This is a genomic window from Mycobacterium sp. 1245111.1 (genome assembly GCF_001673405.1).
GTDB lineage: Bacteria > Actinomycetota > Actinomycetes > Mycobacteriales > Mycobacteriaceae > Mycobacterium.
On sequence record NZ_LZLV01000034.1, the window covers coordinates 200,712 to 222,849 of the forward strand.

The following is a 22,138-nucleotide window of genomic DNA, read 5'->3' on the forward strand; positions in this document are numbered from 1 at the left end:
GCGCTACCCTGTCATTGTCCGAAGCTGTTGCGGCAGTGACTTTCCCGTCGACTGATGAGGTCCGAGGACCGCAGCGCCGTAGGGCTTGTTGAGTAGTTGACGGGCAACCGCGTTGACCTCGTCCAGCGTGACCTCATCGAGCTCCTGCAGGGTCCGATCGATGCTTCGATGCTCAGCGTAGTTGAGTTCGCCACGACCGATGCGGTTCATCCGCGAACTGGAGTCCTCCAGGCCGAGCACCAGCCCGCCGCGCAGCGAGCCCTTGGCGATCCGGCATTCCGTCTCGGTGATGCCGTCGCGGCCCACGTCCGCGAGCACGTCGGCGGTCACCCGCGTTACTTCGGCGAACCGTTCGGGCAGACATGCGGCGTACACCGACATCGCGCCGGAATCGGAGAACGTGTCCAGTGACGAGTACACCGAGTAAGCCAGCCCACGAGACTCCCGAACCTGTTGGAACAGGCGCGAACTCAGGCCGCCGCCCAGCGCGGTGTTCAGCACCGACAGCGCCCAGCGATGCTTCCAGTGCCGACCCGGGGTGCGCACGCCGAGAAACACGTGGGTCTGCTCGGCGTCCCGGTTGACCACAGTCAGCCGGGGGCGACCACTGACCCGACCGGCACCCTTGCGGGGTGCTATCGCGTGGCGGCCCCGGACCAGCCGCGGCCCGAAGTGCTCGCGCACCAAGGCCACCACGTCGTCGTGGTCGACGTTTCCGGCCACCGCGACGACCATCCGCTCGGGCGTGTAGCGCCGCTGATGGAACGAATGCAGCTGGGCGCGCGTCATCGACGACACCGACTGCACGCTGCCGATCACCGGGCGGCCCACCGGGTGATCGCCGAACAGGGCCGCGAGGAACTGGTCGGCCAGCGCATCTTCGGGGTCGTCGTCGCGCATCGCGATCTCTTCGAGGACGACGTCACGTTCCAGCTCGACATCGCTTGCGGCACAACGCCCGTTGAGCACGACGTCACTGACCAGGTCGACGGCCAGTGCGAGATCGCTGTCGAGCACATGCGCGTAGTAGCAGGTGTGCTCCTTGGCGGTGAACGCGTTCAGCTCGCCGCCGACCGCGTCCATCGCCTGCGCGATGTCGACAGCGGTGCGCGTCGGAGTCGACTTGAACAACAGGTGTTCCAGGAAGTGCGCGGCGCCGGCGACCGTGGCACCTTCGTCGCGCGATCCGACCCCGACCCACACCCCGACCGAGGCAGAGCGCACCCCGGGCAGGTATTCGGTGACGACGCGCAGGCCGCCGGGAAGCGTGGTGCGCCGGAACGCCGCGGAAGGCTCAGAACCCTGCCGACCGCGGCGCAGCGGTCGCGTCGCTGGACTAACTGCTGGCCGTCGCGGCATCGGCGGGCGCGGTCTCCGGGCTTGCGGCGTCGTTATCGCTGCCGGAAGCCCCGCCGGAATCACCGGCGGCATCCTCGTCGACAAGCACCAGCGAGATCTTGCCCCGCTTGTCGATGTCGGCGATCTCGACACGAAGCTTGTCGCCGACGCTCACGACGTCTTCGACCTTGGCGATGCGCTTGCCCCGACCGAGCTTGGAGATGTGCACCAGCCCGTCGCGACCCGGCAGCAGCGAGACGAACGCACCGAAATCGGTCGTCTTGACGACGGTCCCGAGGAACCGCTCGCCGGTCTTGGGCAGCTGAGGGTTGGCGATCGCGTTGATCTTGTCGATCGCGGCCTGCGCCGACTCGCCGTTGCTGGCGCCGACGAACACCGTGCCGTCGTCCTCGATGGAGATCTGCGCGCCGGTCTCCTCGGTGATCGAGTTGATCATCTTGCCCTTGGGCCCGATCACCTCGCCGATCTTGTCGACCGGCACCTTGATCGTGGTGATGCGAGGCGCGAACGGGCTCATCTCGTCGGGCTCGTCGATCGCCTCCGCCATCACCTCGAGGATGGTCAGTCGCGCGTCCTTGGCCTGCGCCAGCGCACCGGCCAGCACCTGCGACGGGATGCCGTCGAGCTTGGTGTCCAGCTGCAGGGCGGTGACGAACTCCTTGGTGCCCGCGCACTTGAAGTCCATGTCACCGAAGGCATCTTCGGCGCCCAGGATGTCGGTGAGCGTCACGAAGCGGCGCTCGGTCTTGCCGTCGGTCTCGATGTCGTCCGACACCAGGCCCATCGCGATACCGGCGACCGGGGCCTTCAAAGGCACACCGGCGTTCAGCAGCGACAGTGTCGAAGCACACACCGAGCCCATCGACGTGGAACCGTTGGAGCTTAAGGCTTCCGAGACCTGGCGAATCGCGTAGGGGAACTCCTCGATGCTGGGCAATACCGGCACCAAGGCCCGCTCGGCCAACGCACCGTGGCCGATCTCGCGCCGCTTGGGCGAGCCGACCCGGCCGGTCTCACCGGTCGAGAACGGCGGGAAGTTGTAGTGGTGCATGTAGCGCTTGGAGGTTTCCGGTCCCAGCGAGTCGATCTGCTGGGCCATCTTGACCATGTCGAGGGTGGTGACGCCCATAATCTGGGTCTCGCCGCGCTCGAACAGCGCACTGCCGTGCGTCCGCGGGATCACCGCGACCTCGGCCGACAGGGCGCGGATGTCGGTGATACCACGGCCGTCGATGCGGAAGTGGTCGGACAGAATCCGCTGGCGCACAAGCTTTTTGGTCAGTGACCGGAATGCGGCGCTGACTTCCTTCTCGCGGCCCTCGTAGGTTCCGGCCAGCCGCTCGAGCACCTCGCCCTTGAGCTCGTCGGTGCGCGCGTCACGCTCTTCCTTGCCGGCGATCGTGAGGGCCTTGGAGAGCTCCTCGGTGGCCACCGAGGCCACTGAGTAGTAGACGTCGTCCTGGTAGTCCGGGAACAGCGGGTAGTCGGCTGTTTCCTTGCCCGCGGCGTCGTACAGCTCCTGCTGCGCGGTACACAGCGCCGCGATGAACGGCTTGGCGGCCTCCAGGCCCTCGGCCACCACGCTCTCGGTGGGCGCACCCGCGCCACCGGCGACGAGCTCGATGACGTTCTCGGTGGCCTCGGCCTCGACCATCATGATCGCAATATCTTTGGGGTCATCCCCCACCTTGCGGCCCGCGACGACCATGTCGAACACGGCGTTCTCGAGCTGCTCGACCGTCGGGAACGCGACCCACTGACCGTCGATGAGCGCGACGCGCACACCGCCGACGGGGCCGGCGAACGGCAGACCCGAGATCTGGGTCGACGCCGACGCGGCGTTGATCGCCAGCACGTCGTAGAGATCCTTGGGGTCCAGGCTCAGGATGGTCACGACGACCTGGATCTCGTTGCGCAACCCGGACACGAACGTGGGCCGCAGCGGACGGTCGATCAGACGACAGGTCAGGATCGCGTCGGTGGAGGGACGGCCCTCGCGGCGGAAGAACGACCCGGGGATGCGCCCCGCGGCATACATCCGCTCTTCGACGTCGATCGTGAGCGGGAAGAAGTCGAAGTGCTCCTTCGGGGTCTTGCTGGCCGTGGTGGCCGACAGCAGCATGGTCTCGTCGTCGAGGTAGGCGACGACGGAGCCGGCGGCCTGCTTGGCCAGCCGGCCGGTCTCGAAACGGATGGTGCGGGTGCCGAAGCTCCCGTTGTCAATGGTGGCGGTCGACTCGACCACGCCTTCGTCAATTTCAGCAGCAGACATGTGCGTCCGTGCAGCCTCTCTGGATTTGTTCAGCTATTTCGCGCAGGCACGCGCAACCCGGAGGGTTGCGGGGACTGGCCCGGAGGGGCCGTCGAAAGACACAGTCTGGAAGCGGCGACGGCCGTCGATCGAAGCGGCCGACCTACCCCGGATTCGGGGAGCTCGGCAGCCACTACCGAAGACCGCGCGATACAGACGTGTCGTCCTTCGTAGTCCTGTTGTGCCTCGCTGGAACGGTGCGCGCGGATCGCGCGCGCCGCACCTTGCTCGGGCCGATGGGCCCAAAACGCCTTTGACTCTACACGCCGACCTGGCGATTCCTTAAGCCGCGGCCATACCGCGGCCTCAGGATCAGCGGCGCAGGCCGAGCCGCTCGATCAGCGAGCGGTAGCGCTCCACGTCGACCTGAGCGACGTACTTGAGCAGACGACGACGACGACCGACCAGCAGCAGCAGTCCGCGTCGCGAGTGGTGGTCGTGCTTGTGCTGCTTGAGGTGCTCAGTCAGGTCCGCGATCCGCTTGGTCAGCAGCGCGACCTGCGCCTCGGGCGAGCCCGTGTCGGTCGCGTGCAGGCCGTAGGAGCCCAGGATTTCTTTTTTCTGCTCGGCGGTAAGCGCCACGAAGTATCTCCATCAATAGGTCCGCGAACATTCAACTAGGTGCGGCCACCGCGAACTGCAGCACGCCCGTATCGCGGGGAAGTCTAGCAGCGGGCGTCGCTTGAGCCCGAAATACGCAGCTCAGCCGGCGGAAAGTAGCTTGCGGGCGCGCTTGGTGTCCTTGTTCATCGCCTCGACCAGGTCGCTCACCGAGCCGAACTTCTTCTGCCGACGGATCCGGGCGACGAAGTCCAGCGCGACATGCTGCCCGTACAGGTCGGCGGCGGTGTCGAGGACGAACGCCTCGACCGTTCGGGTACGCCCGGAGAAGGTCGGGTTGGTGCCCACCGATACCGCGGCCTGATAGCGCTCGCCCGGCACGACCGCCCCGGTTACCGGGCCGTGACCCAACACGGTGAACCAGGCCGCGTAGACGCCGTCGGCCGGGATCGCCGAGTGCATCGGCGGAGCGACGTTCGCGGTGGGGAAACCCAACTCGGTGCCCCGTCCCTCGCCTCGCACCACCACGCCTTCGACCCGGTGCGGCCGACCCAATGCTTCGGCGGCCGCGACCACGTCACCGGCGTCGACGCAAGACCGGATGTAGGTCGACGAGAACGTCACGGTCTCGCTGTTGTGGTGCTCGGACACCAGCGACATCGCTTCCACCGCGAACCCGAGCCGAGCGCCGGCACTGCGCAGGGTGTCGACCGTTCCGGCGGCCTTCTTGCCGAAAGTGAAGTTCTCCCCCACCACGACTTCCACCACGTGCAGGTTCTCGACGAGAAGTTCGTGGACGTAGCGCTCGGGCGTGAGTTTCATGAACGCCGTGGTGAACGGCATCACCAAAAAGACGTCGATGCCGAATTCCTCGGCCAGCTCGGCGCGCCGGGTCAGGGTGGTCAGCTGTGCGGGATGGCTACCCGGATGCACGACTTCCATCGGATGCGGATCGAACGTCATCAACACCGTCGGCACGCCCCGGGCGCGACCCGACTTGACCGCGTGTTCGATCAGCTCGGCGTGGCCGCGGTGCAGCCCGTCGAACACCCCGATCGTGAGCACGCATCGGCCCCAGTCCGTGGGGATCTCGTCCTGGCCGCGCCACCGTTGCACAACGACAAGCGTACGGGGCGAGGTAGCGCGTGGTCGTGCGAGAGCCGCAGATCAGGTGAGGATTGCTTAAACTTCCGTTGTGCGCCCCGAACCAGCCGCCGAGGAGCCGTCCGGACTCAGTACGGTTGCCCAGGACTACCTCAAAGCCATCTGGAACGCCCAGGAATGGTCTCGTGCGAAGGTCAGCACCAAGATGCTGGCCGACAAGCTCGGGGTATCGGCCAGCACCGCCTCGGAGTCCATCCGCAAACTCGCCGAGCAAGGTCTGGTCGATCACGAGAAATACGGGGCGGTCACGTTGACCGACTCGGGCCGCCGTGCGGCATTGGCGATGGTCCGGCGCCACCGGCTGTTGGAGGCGTTTCTGGTCACCGAACTCGGCTACGGCTGGGACGAGGTGCACGACGAGGCCGAGGTGCTCGAGCACGCCGTGTCGGATCAGCTGATCGCCCGCATCGACGCCAAGCTCGGCTTCCCGCAGCGCGATCCGCATGGCGATCCGATCCCGGGCTCCGACGGTCGGGTGCCGACCCCGCCGGCCCGTCAGCTGTGGTCATGCGCCGACGGCGACGCGGGAACCGTGGCGCGGATATCGGACAAGGATCCCGAGATGCTGCGCTACTTCGACAGCATCGGCATCAGCCTCGACTCGCGGCTGCGGGTGCTCACCCGCCGCGAGTTCGCCGGGATGATTTCGGTCGCGGTCGAGTCGGCCGACGGCGGACCCACCACGGTCGATTTGGGAAGCCCAGCCGCGCAAGCGATTTGGATGGTCGCTCGCTAGCGTATTCCGCGACACCTACTCGGCGGCAACTGCCCTGGCATGGTAGGCATCGCGGGTAGCTTGGTCCATCGCGAGAAATACCCGGTCGGTACGGGTCACTCGGCCGAGGAATCTGCGCGGCCGTTGCGGCGTGAAAAGCGCGGTCCGTAACAGGAATTGCATTCGACGCGGCACATAGGACACGGCGCGGTGATTGCGCGTGGCAGCCACCACGGCCGCAAACGCTTTCGCGGTGGCCAGGCCAATCCCCCGCGCGCCGCCAGTGATCGCCACGACGCGTCCGCGCAAATCCGTTTTCATGCTGTCCTCGCCAATGTGTCGATGTCGTAATCGTTGATATCGGGTACCGCCGCGAGTCGGCGCCGATACTCGTGCGGCGTCCACGGCCACAGTTCGGGCAGGCCATCGGCGCCCAGATACCAACTCGTGCATCCCGTTGCCCACACCGTGCCGGGCAGGGCCTGCCGCATGCTCGCGTTGAAGGCGTCGGTGGCACGACGGGTCGGCGCGACATTGTCGAATTCGCCCGTGCCCCAACGTTGGATCCAGCCGAGGATGTGATTGGCCTGCGCCTCGGCGATCGCGGTCAGCGAGTAGTTGCCGACCGGACTGTGCGGGCCCATCAACATGAAGAAGTTCGGGAAACCGGGCAACGCCACGCCCAAGAGCGCCCTGGGCCCTTCATTCCACAGCTGCTCAAGGGTCAGACCGTCGCGGCCCACCAACGACATTGGCCGCATGAAGGCGTGCGCATCGAAACCGGTGGCCAGCACGATCGCGTCGAGTTCGTGCAATTCGCCGTCGGCGGTGACGATGCCACGGTGTTCGACGTGATCGATGCCGGAATCGACCAGGTGCACGTTGTCGCGCTGTATGGCCGGGTAGAAGCCCGCCGACATGACCAGCCGCCGGCACATCGGCTGGTAGTCCGGCGTGAGGCGGCGCCGCAAATCGCGGTCGCGGACCGAACGCAGGTTAGCCCGGCAAGCGGCGCCCATCAGGCGACGACGCCAGCCTGGCTTCACCAACGCGCGAGCCAACCACTCGAACATCAAGTGGTACCCGTAGTACGCCATCGAGCTGAGCGCAGGCACCCTTCGGTGTACCGGGGCTGACCAGCTGCGGTAGTGCGGGTTGGGCAGCGGCAGAATCCATTGTGCGCTGCGCTGAAACAGCTCGAGGCGTCCGGCCGAACCGGCCAGGCCGCAAACGATCTGGACGCCGGTGGATCCGGTTCCCACCACCGCGACCCGCTTGCCGGTCATATCGACCGTGTGATCCCAGCGCGCGGAATGCATGACAGGGCCGTCGAATTCGGCCAGCCCCTCGATCGCTGGGGTGCGCGGCACGCGCAGGACACCGGTTGCCGCGATCAGGAAGTCATGCGTCATCGCCTCCCCAGCGGCAGTCGCGAGCCGCCAGCGGCCTTCGGCGAAGCGCGCGTCGACGACCTCGACGCCGAAGCGAATGATCTCCCTCAGCGCGTACTCGTCGGTCAGCCGACGGAAGTATTCGAAAATCTCCGCGCCAGGCGAGAAGAGCTGTGTCCAATCGGGTTTCATCGCGAACGTGAATTGATAGAACCGCGACGGCACGTCGCAGGACAGCCCCGGATAGGTGTTGTCGCGCCAGGTTCCACCGACGTCGTGGGATTTCTCGTAGATCGTGACGTCGGTGATACCGGCTTCGCGCAGCAGGATGGCCTGACCCAACCCCGACATGCCCGCCCCGATGATGCCCACCGACGGTTGCCGTTGCATCAGTCGATCTCCCGCCGGTCGGCCACGCTGATCGCGCGGCGCGTGCTCGGCAATACCGCAAGGAGTCGGTCTGCCAGAAACAGCAACGGTCGCAGGTCGAGCATCGGCGCGACCCACCACGGCGCGTAGACCCGTCGCGCGCGACGCGCGATCCCGGCGGTGATGGCCGCGGCGGCGACTTCGACCGGGGCCAGCTTTCCGAGTGGCCCAGGCAGGATGGCACCCAGCCCGGACCGGGCCAGCATGTCGTTGGCCAGCCCGGTGTCGATCAGCCCGAAATACGCGATCCCTACGCCGACTCCGTCGCCGGCGACCTCGATGCGTGCCGCACGCGCCAACGACTCGACGCCGGCCTTCGACGCGACGTAGGCACTCACCAGCGGACCCGGTATCACGGCGGCGATCGAGGCCACCACCATCGTGTAGCCGCGACTCGCCACCAGGTGCGGCAGCGCGGCCCGGATGGTATGGAAAGCACCCACCAGATTGACGTCGACGACCTGGCGCCAGTCGGCCGGATCGACCGCCGCTACCGTCACGCCGGGACCTGCGATACCGGCGTTGACGACCACGACATCGATGGCTCCGAAATGCGCTGCGGCGGCATCGCACGCCGTCTGCACCGATTCCGCGGACGTCACGTCGACTTCGAATGCCGCTGCGGCGGAACCTAGTTCGGCTACCAGCCGCTGCGCACCCAGAGCGTCACGATCGAGTACCGCAACGCGCGCGCCGACACCGACCAGGTCGCGGGCCACCTGCGCGCCGATGCCGTGGGCCGCACCGGTGATCACCACGACTTTGCTGCTCAGATTGCGACTCACCCTCATGCTGACTCCTAGTTGCCGGTGAGCTGCCTTCGCAGGACTTTGCCCGCCTCATTGCGCGGCAATCGCTCGATGAAGACCACGTCACGCGGGATCTTGTGCCGAGCGAGGTGGGCGCGTATGTGCGACTTGATGGCATCGGCGTCGAGTCCGGACTCGGGCCGGCTGACCACATACGCCGCGAGCCTCTTCCCGAAGTCTTCGTCGTCGACGCCCACCACCGACGCCTCGACGACGTCCGGATGTTCGGCGAGCAGATTCTCGACCTCCAGCGGGAAGACGTTCTCCCCGCCCGAGACGATCATGTCGTCGTCGCGGCCGTCGATGAACCACAACCCTGTCTCGTCGAAGTGCCCGGTGTCCCCGGTCGACAACAGACCGTCGACGATTTCCTTGTTGCCACCGTCGGTGTATCCGGTGAAGCTCAAACCACTTGACACGAACAGCGTTCCGACCTTGCCCGGTTCGGTGACCTGGCGCCGATTCTCGTCGTAAAGGACCACCCTGCAACCGACGGGCGGACGACCGACCGTGCCGGGGGCACGGTGCAGTTCGTCGGGTGTGGCGACGGCGGCGACCGCAACCTCGGTGGATCCGTATAGGTTGTACAGCACCGAGCCGAAGGCGTCGTGGGTACGACGACAGAGCGCGGGTGACAGCGAAGAGCCAGCGGCGAACAGCACTTTCAGCGCCGACGTGTCGTATTTGGCCAGCACATCGGGGCCGAGATCGAGGATGCGCTGCAGCATCGTCGGCACCAACACCACTGCGCCGACGCGATATTCGGCGATAGCCTGAAGCATCGCCTCGGGGTCGAAGCGTCGTGCCATCACGATGCGGTTGCCCAGCACCAGACCCAGCGCACACGTCGCCAAACCCGTCGCGTGGAACAGCGGAGCCGCGATGTAATACGCGCCGTCACGCGGCCACGGAATGCGGTCGAGCAGCTGCGCGGACTGCGATGGATCGATCCGGTTGCGGGGCACGCCTTTCGGGGTGCCGGTGGTACCGCTGGTCAGCAGTGCCAGGCCGCCCGGCTGTCGCGGTGCGGGCAGTCGCGACGGTGACTGGTTGTCGGTCAACTCGCCGAGCCGGCTGCCGGTGAACCGTAAGGTCTGCGGCGGCAGCGTAGTCAGGATGTCCTCGAATTCGTCGTCGACCAGAATGCAGCTGACGTGTTCCCGAGCCGATACGTCGGCGAGCTGCGGGGCGGCGAATCCCGTGTTCATCAGCACGGTGCGGACCCCGATTTTGTTGCTCGCGCTGATGGTCACCATGACGTCGCGGCTGTTTCGGTGCACTGTGGCGATGACGCCGCCGGCCCGAATCCCCTTGGCCATCAAGCCACGTGCCAACGCGTTGGAGGCCTGGTCGAGGTCACGAAAGCTGACCGTGCCCTGGTCGTCGGTGATGGCCGGGGCGTCGCGGTAGTGCGCGGCGGTGTGGTCGATCAGCCCGCCGAACGCTCCGTAGCGGCGGATGGCGAGCAGTGCCCGGACCGCCTCGTCGGGCCGGCGTAGGTCGATCATTCCGCGGCGCGCCAACACTCGTGCGGCGGCCAGTCGGTCGCGTATCTGGGTGACGTCGGGCCGATTCACGATGCGGTGTTCGCCTCGGCGACCGATGAGCGGATGAATTGCCCGGCGACTTGCAAGCTGGTCAGCCCCCCGTCGCGCGGCCACAGCCAATATCCATGCATGAGGCCGGGCCACATCTGCTCGTCGCAGCGACCGCCCGCCGCGGTGACGAGTGCTGCGAATGCCTCGGCATCAGCCCGCATGACTTCTCTTGAGCCATAGTGTATTTGGATCGGCGGCAGATCTGCCAGCTCCGCATTCAGCAGGCACAGCCGGGGGTCCGTCGGGTCATGATCGCCCACATACAGCGCGACGGCACGCGCGGCCGCACGTGGATCCAGCGGTTGCCGCCGGGTACGCCTGTCGGCGATGCAGGCCCGGTACGACGGATCGATCAGCGGGCCGAACAGCGACAGCGCCGCGGGGGCGGGTAGCCCTTCACTGCGCAGCCGCAACGCGAGCCCGACCGCGAGGTGTCCACCCGCCGAATCCCCGGCAACCACGATCTTTCCCGGATCGTGGCCCTCCGACAGCAGCCAGCGATAGGCCGCCAGTGCGTCGTCCTCAGCGGCAGGGAACGGATGCTCGGGCGCGAGCCGGTAGTCGATGGCGAACGTCGGCATGCCGGAGTATTCGGACAGGTGCGATGCGAAACCGCGATGGGTGCGAGCCGAGCAGATCAAGTAGCCGCTGCCATGAAGAACCAGCACCACCCCGGGCGCATCGTCGGCCTCTGGGGCCCGGACCCACTCCCCCGACACCGGCCCGGCAACGGCCTTGATCCGCGTACCGGGAACCACGGGGGCGGTGCGAGAGATCACGTAGTCGGCCGTCGGGCGCAACGCCGCCAGCAGCCACCGCTGCGACACCAGCACGTCGAGCATCGCATTGAAGCCCAGCCGCGAGATCGGCAGATAGCTGACCCGGTCGACGGCGAGCAGTGCGCCGCGCCGCAACCCTTTTGCCGCCGCCGCCGCTGACATCAGGCGAGCAGGCCCTTGGCGATGTGTGTCACCTGAACTTCGTTGCTGCCCGCGTAGATCATCAAGGATTTGGCGTCTCGGGCCAGTTGTTCGACCCGGTACTCGGTCATATAGCCGTTGCCGCCGAACAGCTGCACGGCGTCCATCGCGACGTCGGTGGCCGCCTCCGAGGAGTACAGCTTGATGGCCGAGGCCTCGGCCAATGACGGCATCTTGCCGGCCCGGGCCTTTTCGAGGGTCTGGAACACCATGTTCTGCACGTTAATCCGCGCGACTTCCATCTTGGCCAGCTTGAGCTGAATCAGCTGGAACTGGCCGATGTTCTTGCCCCACAACGTGCGGGTCTTGGCGTAGTCGATGCAGAGCCGGTGGCATTCGTTGATGATGCCCAGCGACATCAGTGCGACGCCGATCCGTTCGGCGGAGAAGTTGGCCCGCGCGCTGTCCCGCCCGTCTCCCCCGGTGTGGTTCTCGGTTTCGCCGAGCAGACGGTCGGGTGACAGGCGGACGTTGTCGAAGAACAGTTCACCGGTCGGCGACGACATGATGCCCATCTTCTTGAACGGCTTACCCTGAACCAGACCTGCCATGCCGGCGTCCAGCACGAACGTCAGCACCGGCCGGTTGCGCTTGTCACCTGAGCCGTCGTCGAGCTTGGCGTAGACGACCATCACGTCGGCGTAGGGGCCGTTGGTGATGAATGTCTTCTGCCCGTTGAGGATGTAGGCCCCGTCTTCGTCGCCGGAGCGCCGAACTGTCGTCTTCATCCCGCCGAAGGCGTCGGAGCCCGAGTCCGGCTCGGTGATCGCCCACGCCGCGATTTTCTCCAGCGTCATGAGTTCCGGTAGCCAGCGCTCCTTTTGGGCGAGCGTGCCGCGGCTCATGATCGTCGCCGCGCCCAGGCCGAGGCTGACACCGACCGCACTGAGTAACCCGAGGCTCACCCCGGCGAGCTCGGAGACCAGCACGGCCGCCATCGAGGCTTGCGCACCCATTCCGGCGAGCCCGCCCGATGACTTCTTCTCGGTGGCACCTTCCTGCCTGGCCCGCTCCTTGTCCAGCATCGTCTTGACCGCCTCAGCGGCCATCACGTCGAGGCCGAACTCGCTGAACAGCTTGCGCGCAATCGGATACGGCGAGATCTCACCGGTTTCCAGTGCGTCGAGGTGTGGTCGAATCTCCTTGTCGATGAACCCACGGACGGCATCCCGCATGATCAGGTCGGTGTCAGACCATTCGAACATGTTGTGCTCCTGGGTTACTGCGGCAGCCGGGCGGCGATGTCGTCGATCAGCCACGGACCATCGGCCTCGATGGTGTCGACGTCATGCCAGCCGGACAGGGACGAAATCGCCCCGCCCTGAACCGCATACACCTTGCCGGTGATCGGACACTTGTCGGTGGCCAGGTAGGCGACCAGCGGCGAGATGTTGGCCGGGCTGAACAGATCGAGCTCGCCTTCTTCCGGCTCGGACATCAGCGAACCCATGCCAGGCGTGGCCAGGGTGAGCCGGGTACGGGCGATCGGCGCGATCGCGTTCACCCGCACACCGTAGCGCTCGAGTTCCTCGGCCGCGATCAGCGTCAGCGCCGCAATCCCCGCCTTGGCCGAACCGTAGTTGGCCTGGCCCGGATTGGGCAATGTCACACCGGAACCCGAGGCCGTGTTGATCACCGCAGCGTTGGGCTGATCGCCGGCTTTCGATTGCGCTTTCCAGTAGGCCGCCGCATGGTGCAGCGTCGCGAAGTGTCCCTTCAAGTGGACCGCGATCACCGCGTCCCACTGGGCTTCTTCCATACCGGCGATGAACGCGTCACGCAGGATGCCGGCGTTGTTCACCAGGACGTCAAGCCCGCCGAACTCGTCGATGGCCTGTTGCACAACGCTTTCCGCGCCCGCCCAGGTCGAGACGTTCTCGGTGTTGACGACTGCGGTTCCGCCGGCCGCGGTGATCTCGTCGGCCACCTCGTGGGCCGGCCCGGAATCGGCGCCCTCGCCCTCGTTGCTGCCGCCGAGATCGTTGACCACGACCTTGGCTCCTTCTTTGGCGAACAGCAGTGCGTGTTCGCGTCCGATACCGCGGCCCGCGCCGGTGATGACCGCGACCCGGCCCTCCAATGCACCCATCGGTTGAAACTCCTTGTGTCAGTGGGACAGAACGGCCAGGCCGTCGGTAATGACGAAGTCTTCGCCCCTGGCCGTTTCGAATGCGTAGCTCGTCGCTGCGTTACTGCTGCCGACCTTCCAGATCCTGGTCTCGAGGTCGTCGCCGGGAATCACCGGCTTGGAGAAGCGGACCGCGAATCGCTTGAGCCGGTTGACATCCGAACCGGCTAGCTCGGTGAGCACCGCCCACGAGGTGAAGGCCATCGTGCACAGTCCGTGCGCGATGATTCCGGGAAGACCCGCGGAACGGGCGATTTCGTCGTCGAGATGGATCGGCATCGGGTCACCGGCTGCCGGCGAATAGCGGAAGGTCTGGTCGTGGTCGACGTGCTGCACGACCTTCGCCACCGGCGCCTGTTCGCGCAATGCGTCGTCGAACTTGTGTTCAGGGCTCAGATCGCCGATCGCCTTGCCCACCGTCATGCCTCGCACGAAGGTTGTGACGTACTGCTCGTTGACCAATTCGCCATCCTCGGTACGGCATTCGAGCAGGATCGCGGCACGGGTTCCCTTCTCCAGGCCCTGGTAACCGATCATCTTGCCGCGCGAGACCAACTTGTCACCCGGGCGAATCGCTCGATGAAAGTGGAAGTCCTGTTCGCCGTGGACGATTCGCGGGATGGCCTCGACCGGCATCACCTCGACCGCCGGGGTCAGCAGCGCCTCGAAAACCGGGACGATAGCGAACACCGGAGGCGCAACGTCGCCTGTGCGGTGCGCGTCGATTGGGTCGTTGGTAGCGGCGGCATACTCGGCCAGCCGCTCCCTGGTCACCTCGAACCGCTCGTCTTCGGTCCACCGACCCAGGCCGCTGTCGTCGAATTCCAGTGTCTCGGTCATGGATTCGGGCGCTATGCAGATGCCGACGCGAGCGCGTCGAGTTGGTCCAGCGTCTTGGCGAGCTGTTTGACGCCGTCCTTCTCGACCGCCTTACCCAGCGCCCCCTTGATCATCGCACCCTCGAAGTCACCGAAAACCGTGAAATTCGAACCCTTGTCGGCCGAGTCGATGGTGAAGGTGAACTTGGCCTTGACACCGGCCATCCCTGTGCCCGAGAGCACCAACGTGCGGGGAGCCGCCACCGACTCGATCGTCCACTCGATCTTGTTGGCCATCCCCAGCATCACGATCTTGGCGGTTAGCTTGGCGCCTTCGGTCAGCGTGTCGGGCGGGCCCTCGAGCCACTTCTCGTGGACGGTGAACCACTTGTCCCAGTTGGCCAGATCCGTGACGGTCCCCCAGAGTGCTTCCGGGCTGGCCGACAGTTCGCGGGTTGCCTCGATGTGTCCCATGTTCAACGCTCCGCTCGTTGGTATGCGGTGACGACGGCTGCTCCGCCGAGTCCGATGTTGTGTTGCAGTGCGGCCGTGACGTTGTCGACCTGTCGTTTGTCCGCCGTACCGCGCAACTGCCAGGTCAGTTCGGCGCATTGCGCCAGACCGGTTGCGCCCAGTGGGTGGCCTTTGGAGATCAGGCCGCCGGACGGGTTGACCACCCATCGTCCGCCGTAGGTGACGTCGCCGTTGTCGATGAGTTTGGCCGCCTCGCCTTCGGCGCACAGGCCGAGAGCTTCGTAGAGCAGCAGTTCGTTGGCCGAGAAGCAGTCGTGCAACTCGATGACCTGGAATTCCTCGGGTCCCAGACCGGACTGGTCGTAAACCCGTTGAGCGGCTTGCACATTCATGTGGTAGCCGATCAGGCCCTTGCAGGTGCCGTCGAAGCTGTTGGCGAAGTCGGTCGTCATCGCCTGCCCGACGATCTCGACCGCCTGCCCCGCCAGGTCGTGCTTGTCGACGAACGCCTCCGAGGCCAGGACCGCAGCGCCCGACCCGTCTGAGGTGGGTGAGCACTGCAGCTTGGTCAGCGGGTCGTAGATCATCCGGGCGGCCAGGATGTCCTCCAGCGAGTAGGACTCCTGGAATTGGGCGTACGGGTTGTTGACCGAGTGTTTGTGGTTCTTGTAACCGATCTTCGCGAAATGCTCTGCGGTGCTGCCGTATTGCTGCATGTGCTCGCGGCCGGCCGCCCCGAACATCCACGGCGCCGGCGGGAAGAGCACCTCGGAGATCTCGGCCATCGCCATCACGTGCTTGTCCATCGGGTTGGCGCGGTCGTCGTAGGTCGACTCGAGCGATCCGGGCTTCATCTTCTCGAAGCCGAGCGCGATCGTACAGTCGGCCAGCCCACCGCGAATCGCTTGCGCGGCAAGGTAGAGCGCGGTGGACCCGGTCGAACAGTTGTTGTTGACGTTGACGATTGGAATACCGCTGAGCCCCAACTCATAGAGCGCCCGCTGACCCGAGGTCGACTCCCCGTAGACGTAGCCGACGTAGCCCTGCTCGATCGCCGCGTAGTCGATACCGGCGTCCGCGAGCGCCTTGGTGCCGGACTCGCGCGCCATGTCGGGATAATCCCAATTCTCCCGGCGGCCCGGCTTTTCGAACTTCGTCATCCCCACGCCGATGACGTAGACCTTGTTTGACATAGCGCTCCCTTGAACTCTGTCAGCTTCGTGTTAAAACATACACACCTGATTGTATCTTTGCAATGGGGCAGCACTGAGCGTTTCGAGCCACAAGAGCGTGATCAGTCCAAGGCGTCGGCGGTGAGCAGGCCGTCGGCGACGATCCGTAGGTGCTCACAGGCACGGTCCCACCGCCTGCGCGCGCGGTCGGTGTCGCTGTCGACGAAGCTCGCGAGCAAAATCCCCCGCAGTGCGTCCATCGCGGTGTAGACGAAGTTGCGCAGATCTTTGCGCGCGGCATGATCGGGCACCAGCTGCGCGATCGCCGAAACCAGCGTGCTGTTGACCAACGGCTCGACCCGCTCGACGTGACCGGCCAGAACCGAGTCGGTGCGCGCCGCCACCCAAAGTTCAACCGTGGCAACCAACATCGGGCCCTGGTGGGCCTCCCACAAAAACTCCAGCACCGTCGAGACCGGATCGGTACTGGCCTCCATGCGGCCGAACTCGCGCATGGCGCCCTGCACACGCTGCTGAGCGAGATGTTCGATCGCGGCCACCACCAGATCTTCTTTGGAGCGAAAATGATGGATCTGCGCACCGCGGGTGACACCGGCAAGTTCGGCGACTCGTGGCGTGGTCGTCCCGGCATAGCCGTAGGTCACCAGGCACTCGATGGTGGCGTCCAGAAGGCGCGCGCGCATGGCGGCGCTGCGTTCCGCCTGGGTGCGCCGAATCCGTCGTTCGCTGACTTCCGCCACCTCGCCTACCGCCTGCATCTTCCGGCCAACTTACATTCCAGTCAGAATGTTATGTTAGCGGAGTCGCGATGAGTGCACCGGATGAATCGGTGATCCCCTACTGCATATGGCGTGGGCACATCGCGGCGATGCTGGCTCCCACGAAAAACCCGGCGTGATAGGCATCCAACTTCGTCTGTGACATCGCATCGTTGGCGACGTCACTCGCCTGCTTACCTTGATCGAGTTCGCTGCAGACCTCGCGCCCGGCGGCGATCGCCGCCGGACCGGACGTGAAGGTGATGCCTCGCGCAGTGAGTGCTCCCAGGAAGTTGGTGCTGTTGTCGGCATCGGCGGACGCGGCCGGCGTCAGCGGTCCCACGACACCGACCGTCGCGGCCGCTACGGCAAGGCCCGCCAGCATCGATCGCACAAGGCTGAACGAATGCGCTTTGGGGATACCGACCTCGGCGGGCGCCTGTGCGAATAGGAATGTCATTTCAGCCTCCGATCTCCGATGAGTGTTTGGTCAATGTCAGGTGAGGATGGGAACGAGGCCTGCGGCAAAGATTAGGTAGAACATCGCCGACATGGCCAGCCGCTTGGGCGTGAGGCTGTTGGCGCGCATCGTCACCAGCAGGTAGGTGATGGCGGCCATGGTGATGACACCGGACCACAGCAGGGCGTGGTCGAGGTGCCAGTCGGTGAACATCAGGCCCAGGCCGCTGGGCACGGTGGCCTGGATCATCATGGCGCCGGAGATGTTGGCAAGCGCGAGTTGGGTTTTGCCCTGCCGGACCCAGATGATCGCGTTCATGATCTCGGGAAGCTCGGTGGCGACTGGGGACAACAGCAGCGCGGTGACCGCACCGGACAATCCCAGCATCGGGGCAATGACGTCGAGCTGGTGGACGAACAGCTGCGATGACACGAAGATCACCACCAATGCGCCCAGCGTCTGGACCAGCACGGCCGCGTTGGCCGGCCTTGTCGCGCGCGGTTGTAGCTTGAGCGGCTCGAGATCCTCGACGGCGTCGCCGTCCTGACCGCGGCGAATCTCGCGCCAGAAGTAGGCCCCGTAGACCGCGAAGAACAGCACGCCCAGCCACGGCTTCACCGCGAATGCCACCAGGCCCAGCGCGACCTTGACCACGAATACAGCGATGAACCAGCGCTGGTCGCGCGCCAGGCGCTCGCCCTGGGAAGCGGTGAACCATGCTGCCTCAGGCCCCTGCGCGTCGTCGGGCTCGACCATGGAGCGCTTGACGAGGCTCGCTGCGCCCACGCCGACCAAGACTTTCTCTCGGCTGCGGGCCCGGCGGCGCAGAAGCAGCACGGCCCCCGTCACGCCGTAGGCGACGGTGGCCAGCACCAACGGGCCGCCCATCGCCGCACCTACGCCGATGTTGCGGACATCAGCCGTTGGACCAGTCGTCACCGCGACGAGGGTGACGACCGATTCCGGCAGCGCGGTGCCACAAGCGGCCAGCACGGTTCCGACCGCCATCGTGCCGAGGTTGAGTCGCTGCCCGAGCCATTCCACGGCGTTGACGAACCACTCGCAGGAGACGTAGATCGCGACCGCGCAGGCGAGCAGGATCACCATGTGCACCATGTGAGCTCCGCCTTTCTCACGTCTCGGGGCGAACGCAGTCTCGTGCGATCGGGCTTAGCCCATGCTGCCCTCATTTTGATAGTTTCGCAAATGTTAAAGTATTTCGATATGGCGAAACACGCCGTGGGGCACGCGTCAGAATGGATACCGATATGGCGCAACCAAAAGATCGGCCGTCCGAAACCGTGCAGCGCGATGCGCTATCGGCCGAGCCGACGAGGCCGCAGCTCGACTCCGCGGCCAGCACATTCGCACTGCTGAGCAATTCGGCTCGGCTGCATGTGCTCTGGTTGGCAGCCCAGAACAGCCACGACGTCACCGCGCTCGCGGAGCGCACCGGCCTCGGAGTGGCGACCATGAGTCAGCACCTGACCAAGCTCCGGCTGGCCGGCCTGATCAGCGCCCGCCGAGAAGGGCGGCGCCACATCTACACCGTCGACGACCCGCATATCTTGACGCTGGTCCAGCAGATCTTCGCCCACATCGCGCCGGACGGGAGCCTCGCACCCGACCCGCCACCGGCCGTCTGAGGCGCCGTTACAGCGTGGCCGGCCGGATCACGACGATCGACTTGGTCTTCGAACCCGCGTCCCGCAGCAGGGCCATCACCCGGCCGTCGGCGGTGTGTGCGGCGTAAACGCCTTCGATGCCAGCCGAATTCAGAGTTCGGCCGTTGGCAGCCGAGTCCGCCTCGTCCTCGGTGAGTTCTCGATGGGCAAACAGCAGCAGGCACGCCTCGTCGAGGGTCAGGCTCACACCGGGTCGGTCGGCTAAGTCCTCGAGCGAGCGGGCCTGCGCGACGTCGAACCGGCCAACCCGGGTGCGACGCAACGCGGTCAGGTGACCACCCACCCCCAGTGTCGCGCCGACATCGCGGGCCAGGGCACGTATGTAGGTCCCCGACGAGCAGTCCACCTCGACCTCGACGTCGACGAGTTGGCCGTGGCGGCGCACGGCCAGCAGGTCGAAGCGGTCGATGCGTACCGGCCGGGCGGACAGCTCGACGGCCCGGCCCTCGCGGGCGAGCCGGTAGGCACGCTGGCCGCTGACCTTGATGGCACTGACCGCCGAGGGGACCTGCTCGATGTCGCCGCGCAATCCGGAGATCGCCGCCTCGATCGCGTCGTCGGTCACGCCTTGGGCCGAAACCTGTTGCGTGATTTCGCCTTCCGCATCCTCGGTGGACGTCGATTGGCCCAGCCTGATCGTGGCCGTGTAGGACTTCGAGGTCTCGGTCACCAGGCCCAGGATCTTCGTGGCCCGCTCGATCCCGATCACCAAAACGCCGGTGGCCATCGGATCGAGCGTCCCGGCATGACCCACCCGCCGAGTGGCGAAGATGCGTCGGCAGCGGCCCACGACGTCATGGCTCGTCATGCCCGGCGGTTTGTCGACGATGACGAGACCCGGGTTCATAGCGTGATGGCCGTCAGCACCAGGTCGCGGCCCACCGACCACCGCCCGGCCAGCGTGCTCAACGGCGGACCCGACAGCGTGTCCCCGTCGATCAGAATCGTCGATTCGAAACCGCCGGCGGTGCCCGATCCATCGACGGTGAAGGTGATGTGCGCGTCCTCGAAGCCGAGCCAGCGCTTGGTCAGCGGGAACCACGCCTTGTAGGTTGCCTCTTTGGCGCAGAACAGGATTCGGTCCCAGTGCATAGCCGGTGGCAGGGCCGCGATCTCGGTGCGCTCGGCCGGTAGGCTGATCGCGTCGAGCACCCCGTCGGGCAATACGTCGTGAGGCTCGGCGTCCACACCCAGGGAGCGGACCGACCCGGCGCGCCCGACCACCGCGCCACGGTAGCCGGCCGTGTGGGTGATGCTGCCGACCACGCCATCGGGCCAGCATGGTTCACCCTTCTCCCCCTTGAGAATCGGCACCGGAGGAAATCCAAGTTCGCCCAGGGCAATTCGCGCGCAGTACCGGACGGTGATGAACTCGTTACGCCGCTTGGCCACCGACCGTTCGATCAACGGCTCTTCTTCGGCCATCGGTGTCAAACCCGGTGGGTCGGAATACAACTCGGCACAGGCCAGGTCTGGCATGCTGGGCAGCACCGCAGACATCAAGGTAGTCAATGTCATTGCGGCTACCGCTGACGCAGCCGGTCTCGGAGCTGCTGTGCCTGCGCCTTCATCTCCGCGGTGATGACGAAGTGGCCACCGAAGTCGTTGAGATAGCCGGGCGCGTACTGCGGATCGGGCAGGATCTGCCGCAGCCAGCTGTACGGCTTGCGGCGGCGCCACTCGCGCGGATAACCCACCGACACCTCTTCGAATCGGACGTCGTCGTACCACGTGGTCCGCGGAATGTGCAGATGCCCGTACACCGAACACACCGCGTTGTAGCGGGTGTGCCAGTCGGCGGTCTCGGTGGTGCCGCACCACAGCGAAAACTCCGGGAGAAACAGCGCGTCGCAGGGTTGGCGCACCATCGGGAAGTGGTTGACCAGCACGGTGGGATTCATCCAGTCCAGCTCGTCGAGCCGCTTGCGGGTGGCGGCCACCCGCTCATGGCACCACGCTTCACGGGTCGGGTACGGCTGCGGTGAGAGCAGGAACTCGTCGGTGCACACGACGTTGCGCTCCCGCGCGATCGCCAGCCCCTCGGCCTTCGTCGTCGCACCTCTCGGCAGGAACGAGTAGTCGTACAGCAAAAACATCGGCACGATCGTCGCCGGGCCGCCCCGCTCGGTCCAGACCGGGAACGGATGTTCGGGACTCACCACACCCAGCTCGTCGCAGATGTCGACCAGATAGTCGTACCGATCCCGCCCGAAGACCTGCATCGGGTCTTTGTTGGTGGTCCACAGCTCGTGGTTGCCGGGCACCCAGATCACCTTGGCGAACCGTCGCCGCAGCAGGTCGAGCGCCCAGCGGATCTCGTCGGTCCGCTCGGCGACGTCGCCGCACACGATCAGCCAGTCGTCCGGTGTCGACGGGTACAGGGATTCGGTGACGGGCTTGTTGCCGACATGGCCGGTGTGGAGATCCGATACCGCCCACAGCGTCGGCTGTCGCGCGGTCGGGGGCTGCTGCCCGTGTTCTTGCCAAGCCACGACTCCCCAGCCTAACGGCTGGTCACTATCGGCTCCGCCAGCGAGGCGGCGCGCGGACTAGAACAGGTTCTCGTTTACTCTGTGGCGGCACGGGGGTGACTTGTAAACTCCCCGCAGTAGTGGAGCCACGTCCGACGACGATGGGGCCCGCACAGCGGGCCAAGGAGGAGTCGGGCTGTCAGGCCCAGAAGGGGGTGTCATGGTCGGCAAGCTTCGTCTGCTTGCGGCGTTCGGTGCCCTGTTCACAGCCGTGATCGTGACGTGGCAGAGCGCTCCGCCGGCCACCGTCGGCCGACCCAGCGTCGAGCTTCGCTCCACCGCGGCCCCGATGGATCCGCCGACCACGATGAAAAGCCCGATCGTGGCGACCACCGATCCGAGCCCGTTCGACCCGTGTCGCGACATCCCGTTCGACGTGGTCCAGCGGTTGGGCCTGGGCTTCACTCCGCCGATTCCCGAAGAAGGGCTGCGCTGCCACTTCGACGCGGGCAACTACCAGTTGGCCGTCGAGCCGATCATTTGGCGCACCTACGAGCAATCATTGCCGGCCGACGCGATCGAGACCACCATCAACGGCCATCGTGCGGCGCAATGGTGGAATCTCAAGCCGACCTACCACAACAGCTACTTCTACTTCTCCTGCATGGTGGCCTTCAAGACCAGCTACGGCGTCATCCAACAGTCGCTGTTCTACTCGACGATCTACTCCTCTCCGGAGGTCGACTGCCCGGCGACCAACCTGCAGCGCGCCAACGAGCTCTCGCCGTACTACAAGTTCTAATCCCGTGACGGCCGTCGCCCCCATAACCTGAT

At 65.9% G+C, this 22,138-nt stretch carries 22 protein-coding genes and 1 pseudogene; 3 read left to right on the forward strand and 20 right to left on the reverse strand.

What is annotated here, in order from left to right; genetic code table 11:
- Positions 1-3: 3 nt before the first annotated feature.
- From A5658_RS07035 to A5658_RS07050, 4 genes are all read right to left on the reverse strand, one after another.
- Positions 4-1,359 carry a pitrilysin family protein gene (locus tag A5658_RS07035; RefSeq protein WP_082992987.1) on the reverse strand — a complete coding sequence of 452 codons (1,356 nt, stop codon included), beginning with the start codon at positions 1,357-1,359 and terminating at the stop codon, positions 4-6.
- Positions 1,337-3,631 (reverse strand): polyribonucleotide nucleotidyltransferase, encoded by a 2,295-nt coding sequence (locus A5658_RS07040; protein ID WP_067332661.1) that lies wholly within the window; start codon positions 3,629-3,631, stop codon positions 1,337-1,339. The genes A5658_RS07035 and A5658_RS07040 overlap by 23 nt, the downstream gene beginning before the upstream one ends.
- Positions 3,632-3,982: 351 nt before the next feature.
- On the reverse strand, positions 3,983-4,252 hold the full coding sequence (gene rpsO, locus A5658_RS07045) for a 30S ribosomal protein S15 (protein ID WP_067332662.1): 270 nt from the start codon (positions 4,250-4,252) through the stop codon (positions 3,983-3,985).
- Positions 4,253-4,372: 120 nt separating this feature from the next.
- A complete protein-coding gene (locus A5658_RS07050; protein WP_067332665.1) occupies positions 4,373-5,347 on the reverse strand; it encodes a bifunctional riboflavin kinase/FAD synthetase in 975 nt (324 codons plus the stop codon).
- A 79-nt stretch (positions 5,348-5,426) separates the two neighbouring features.
- On the opposite strand from A5658_RS07050, the gene mntR reads away from it, so the two are divergent.
- Positions 5,427-6,131: a manganese-binding transcriptional regulator MntR gene (gene mntR / locus A5658_RS07055; RefSeq protein ID WP_067332667.1), complete on the forward strand. Its 705-nt coding sequence runs from the start codon at positions 5,427-5,429 to the stop codon at positions 6,129-6,131.
- A 204-nt stretch (positions 6,132-6,335) separates the two neighbouring features.
- Here the strand turns inward: mntR and A5658_RS28395 are convergent.
- The 13 genes and pseudogenes from A5658_RS28395 to A5658_RS07120 form a co-directional block, all read right to left on the reverse strand.
- Positions 6,336-6,431: pseudogene (locus A5658_RS28395) on the reverse strand (short-chain dehydrogenase); the annotation flags it as partial.
- Positions 6,428-7,894, reverse strand: a complete 1,467-nt coding sequence (locus tag A5658_RS07065) for an NAD(P)/FAD-dependent oxidoreductase (protein ID WP_067332793.1) — start codon at positions 7,892-7,894, stop codon at positions 6,428-6,430. The gene A5658_RS07065 and the pseudogene A5658_RS28395, both read right to left, overlap by 4 nt.
- Positions 7,891-8,721: a short-chain dehydrogenase/reductase gene (locus A5658_RS07070; protein ID WP_067332671.1), complete on the reverse strand. Its 831-nt coding sequence runs from the start codon at positions 8,719-8,721 to the stop codon at positions 7,891-7,893. The genes A5658_RS07065 and A5658_RS07070 overlap by 4 nt, the downstream gene beginning before the upstream one ends.
- A gap of 8 nt (positions 8,722-8,729) precedes the next feature.
- On the reverse strand, positions 8,730-10,316 hold the full coding sequence (locus A5658_RS07075) for an acyl-CoA synthetase (RefSeq protein WP_082992988.1): 1,587 nt from the start codon (positions 10,314-10,316) through the stop codon (positions 8,730-8,732).
- Positions 10,313-11,278 (reverse strand): alpha/beta hydrolase, encoded by a 966-nt coding sequence (locus tag A5658_RS07080; RefSeq protein ID WP_082992989.1) that lies wholly within the window; start codon positions 11,276-11,278, stop codon positions 10,313-10,315. Before A5658_RS07080 ends, A5658_RS07075 begins: the two co-directional genes overlap by 4 nt.
- Complete coding sequence (locus A5658_RS07085; protein ID WP_067332675.1) at positions 11,278-12,522, reverse strand: acyl-CoA dehydrogenase family protein; 1,245 nt, start codon at positions 12,520-12,522, stop codon at positions 11,278-11,280. Before A5658_RS07085 ends, A5658_RS07080 begins: the two co-directional genes overlap by 1 nt.
- Positions 12,523-12,536: 14 nt before the next feature.
- Positions 12,537-13,406, reverse strand: a complete 870-nt coding sequence (locus A5658_RS07090) for an SDR family oxidoreductase (protein ID WP_067332676.1) — start codon at positions 13,404-13,406, stop codon at positions 12,537-12,539.
- Between the two features lie 18 nt (positions 13,407-13,424).
- A complete protein-coding gene (locus A5658_RS07095) occupies positions 13,425-14,285 on the reverse strand; it encodes a MaoC/PaaZ C-terminal domain-containing protein (RefSeq protein ID WP_067332678.1) in 861 nt (286 codons plus the stop codon).
- Between the two features lie 11 nt (positions 14,286-14,296).
- A complete protein-coding gene (locus A5658_RS07100; RefSeq protein WP_067332680.1) occupies positions 14,297-14,737 on the reverse strand; it encodes an SRPBCC family protein in 441 nt (146 codons plus the stop codon).
- A gap of 2 nt (positions 14,738-14,739) precedes the next feature.
- A complete protein-coding gene (locus A5658_RS07105) occupies positions 14,740-15,930 on the reverse strand; it encodes a lipid-transfer protein (RefSeq protein ID WP_067332686.1) in 1,191 nt (396 codons plus the stop codon).
- A 101-nt stretch (positions 15,931-16,031) separates the two neighbouring features.
- A complete protein-coding gene (locus A5658_RS07110) occupies positions 16,032-16,688 on the reverse strand; it encodes a TetR/AcrR family transcriptional regulator (protein WP_067332688.1) in 657 nt (218 codons plus the stop codon).
- Between the two features lie 79 nt (positions 16,689-16,767).
- Positions 16,768-17,148 (reverse strand): DUF732 domain-containing protein, encoded by a 381-nt coding sequence (locus tag A5658_RS07115; RefSeq protein ID WP_156751300.1) that lies wholly within the window; start codon positions 17,146-17,148, stop codon positions 16,768-16,770.
- Between the two features lie 36 nt (positions 17,149-17,184).
- On the reverse strand, positions 17,185-18,264 hold the full coding sequence (locus tag A5658_RS07120) for a sodium:calcium antiporter (protein WP_067332690.1): 1,080 nt from the start codon (positions 18,262-18,264) through the stop codon (positions 17,185-17,187).
- 152 nt (positions 18,265-18,416) lie between these two features.
- On the opposite strand from A5658_RS07120, the gene A5658_RS07125 reads away from it, so the two are divergent.
- Positions 18,417-18,794, forward strand: a complete 378-nt coding sequence (locus A5658_RS07125; protein ID WP_067332797.1) for a helix-turn-helix transcriptional regulator — start codon at positions 18,417-18,419, stop codon at positions 18,792-18,794.
- Between the two features lie 7 nt (positions 18,795-18,801).
- On the opposite strand, the gene truB is transcribed toward A5658_RS07125, so the two are convergent.
- From truB to A5658_RS07140, 3 genes are read right to left on the reverse strand one after another with little or no spacing between them, the layout of a single operon-like run.
- The gene (truB, locus tag A5658_RS07130) at positions 18,802-19,680 is read right to left on the reverse strand and encodes a tRNA pseudouridine(55) synthase TruB (protein ID WP_067332692.1); all 879 of its coding nucleotides are present in this window, start codon (positions 19,678-19,680) and stop codon (positions 18,802-18,804) included.
- Complete coding sequence (locus A5658_RS07135) at positions 19,677-20,351, reverse strand: 4'-phosphopantetheinyl transferase (protein ID WP_067332694.1); 675 nt, start codon at positions 20,349-20,351, stop codon at positions 19,677-19,679. The genes truB and A5658_RS07135 overlap by 4 nt, the downstream gene beginning before the upstream one ends.
- Positions 20,352-20,356: 5 nt before the next feature.
- The gene (locus tag A5658_RS07140) at positions 20,357-21,325 is read right to left on the reverse strand and encodes a metallophosphoesterase (RefSeq protein WP_067332696.1); all 969 of its coding nucleotides are present in this window, start codon (positions 21,323-21,325) and stop codon (positions 20,357-20,359) included.
- A gap of 199 nt (positions 21,326-21,524) precedes the next feature.
- On the opposite strand from A5658_RS07140, the gene A5658_RS07145 reads away from it, so the two are divergent.
- The gene (locus A5658_RS07145; RefSeq protein WP_067332698.1) at positions 21,525-22,106 is read left to right on the forward strand and encodes a DUF3558 domain-containing protein; all 582 of its coding nucleotides are present in this window, start codon (positions 21,525-21,527) and stop codon (positions 22,104-22,106) included.
- Positions 22,107-22,138 lie beyond the last annotated feature (32 nt).

Coding starts and splice junctions, on each gene's coding strand:
- A5658_RS07035 (WP_082992987.1), bottom strand. CDS start 1,359: ATGCCGCGACGGCCAGCAGTTAGTCCAGCGACGCGACCGCTGCGCCGC.
- A5658_RS07040 (WP_067332661.1), bottom strand. CDS start 3,631: ATGTCTGCTGCTGAAATTGACGAAGGCGTGGTCGAGTCGACCGCCACC.
- A5658_RS07070 (WP_067332671.1), bottom strand. CDS start 8,721: ATGAGGGTGAGTCGCAATCTGAGCAGCAAAGTCGTGGTGATCACCGGT.
- A5658_RS07080 (WP_082992989.1), bottom strand. CDS start 11,278: ATGTCAGCGGCGGCGGCGGCAAAAGGGTTGCGGCGCGGCGCACTGCTC.
- A5658_RS07085 (WP_067332675.1), bottom strand. CDS start 12,522: ATGTTCGAATGGTCTGACACCGACCTGATCATGCGGGATGCCGTCCGT.
- A5658_RS07090 (WP_067332676.1), bottom strand. CDS start 13,406: ATGGGTGCATTGGAGGGCCGGGTCGCGGTCATCACCGGCGCGGGCCGC.
- A5658_RS07095 (WP_067332678.1), bottom strand. CDS start 14,285: ATGACCGAGACACTGGAATTCGACGACAGCGGCCTGGGTCGGTGGACC.
- A5658_RS07100 (WP_067332680.1), bottom strand. CDS start 14,737: ATGGGACACATCGAGGCAACCCGCGAACTGTCGGCCAGCCCGGAAGCA.
- A5658_RS07105 (WP_067332686.1), bottom strand. CDS start 15,930: ATGTCAAACAAGGTCTACGTCATCGGCGTGGGGATGACGAAGTTCGAA.
- A5658_RS07110 (WP_067332688.1), bottom strand. CDS start 16,688: ATGCAGGCGGTAGGCGAGGTGGCGGAAGTCAGCGAACGACGGATTCGG.
- A5658_RS07115 (WP_156751300.1), bottom strand. CDS start 17,148: ATGACATTCCTATTCGCACAGGCGCCCGCCGAGGTCGGTATCCCCAAA.
- A5658_RS07120 (WP_067332690.1), bottom strand. CDS start 18,264: ATGGTGCACATGGTGATCCTGCTCGCCTGCGCGGTCGCGATCTACGTC.
- A5658_RS07125 (WP_067332797.1), top strand. CDS start 18,417: ATGGCGCAACCAAAAGATCGGCCGTCCGAAACCGTGCAGCGCGATGCG.
- truB (WP_067332692.1), bottom strand. CDS start 19,680: ATGAACCCGGGTCTCGTCATCGTCGACAAACCGCCGGGCATGACGAGC.
- A5658_RS07135 (WP_067332694.1), bottom strand. CDS start 20,351: ATGACATTGACTACCTTGATGTCTGCGGTGCTGCCCAGCATGCCAGAC.
- A5658_RS07145 (WP_067332698.1), top strand. CDS start 21,525: ATGGTCGGCAAGCTTCGTCTGCTTGCGGCGTTCGGTGCCCTGTTCACA.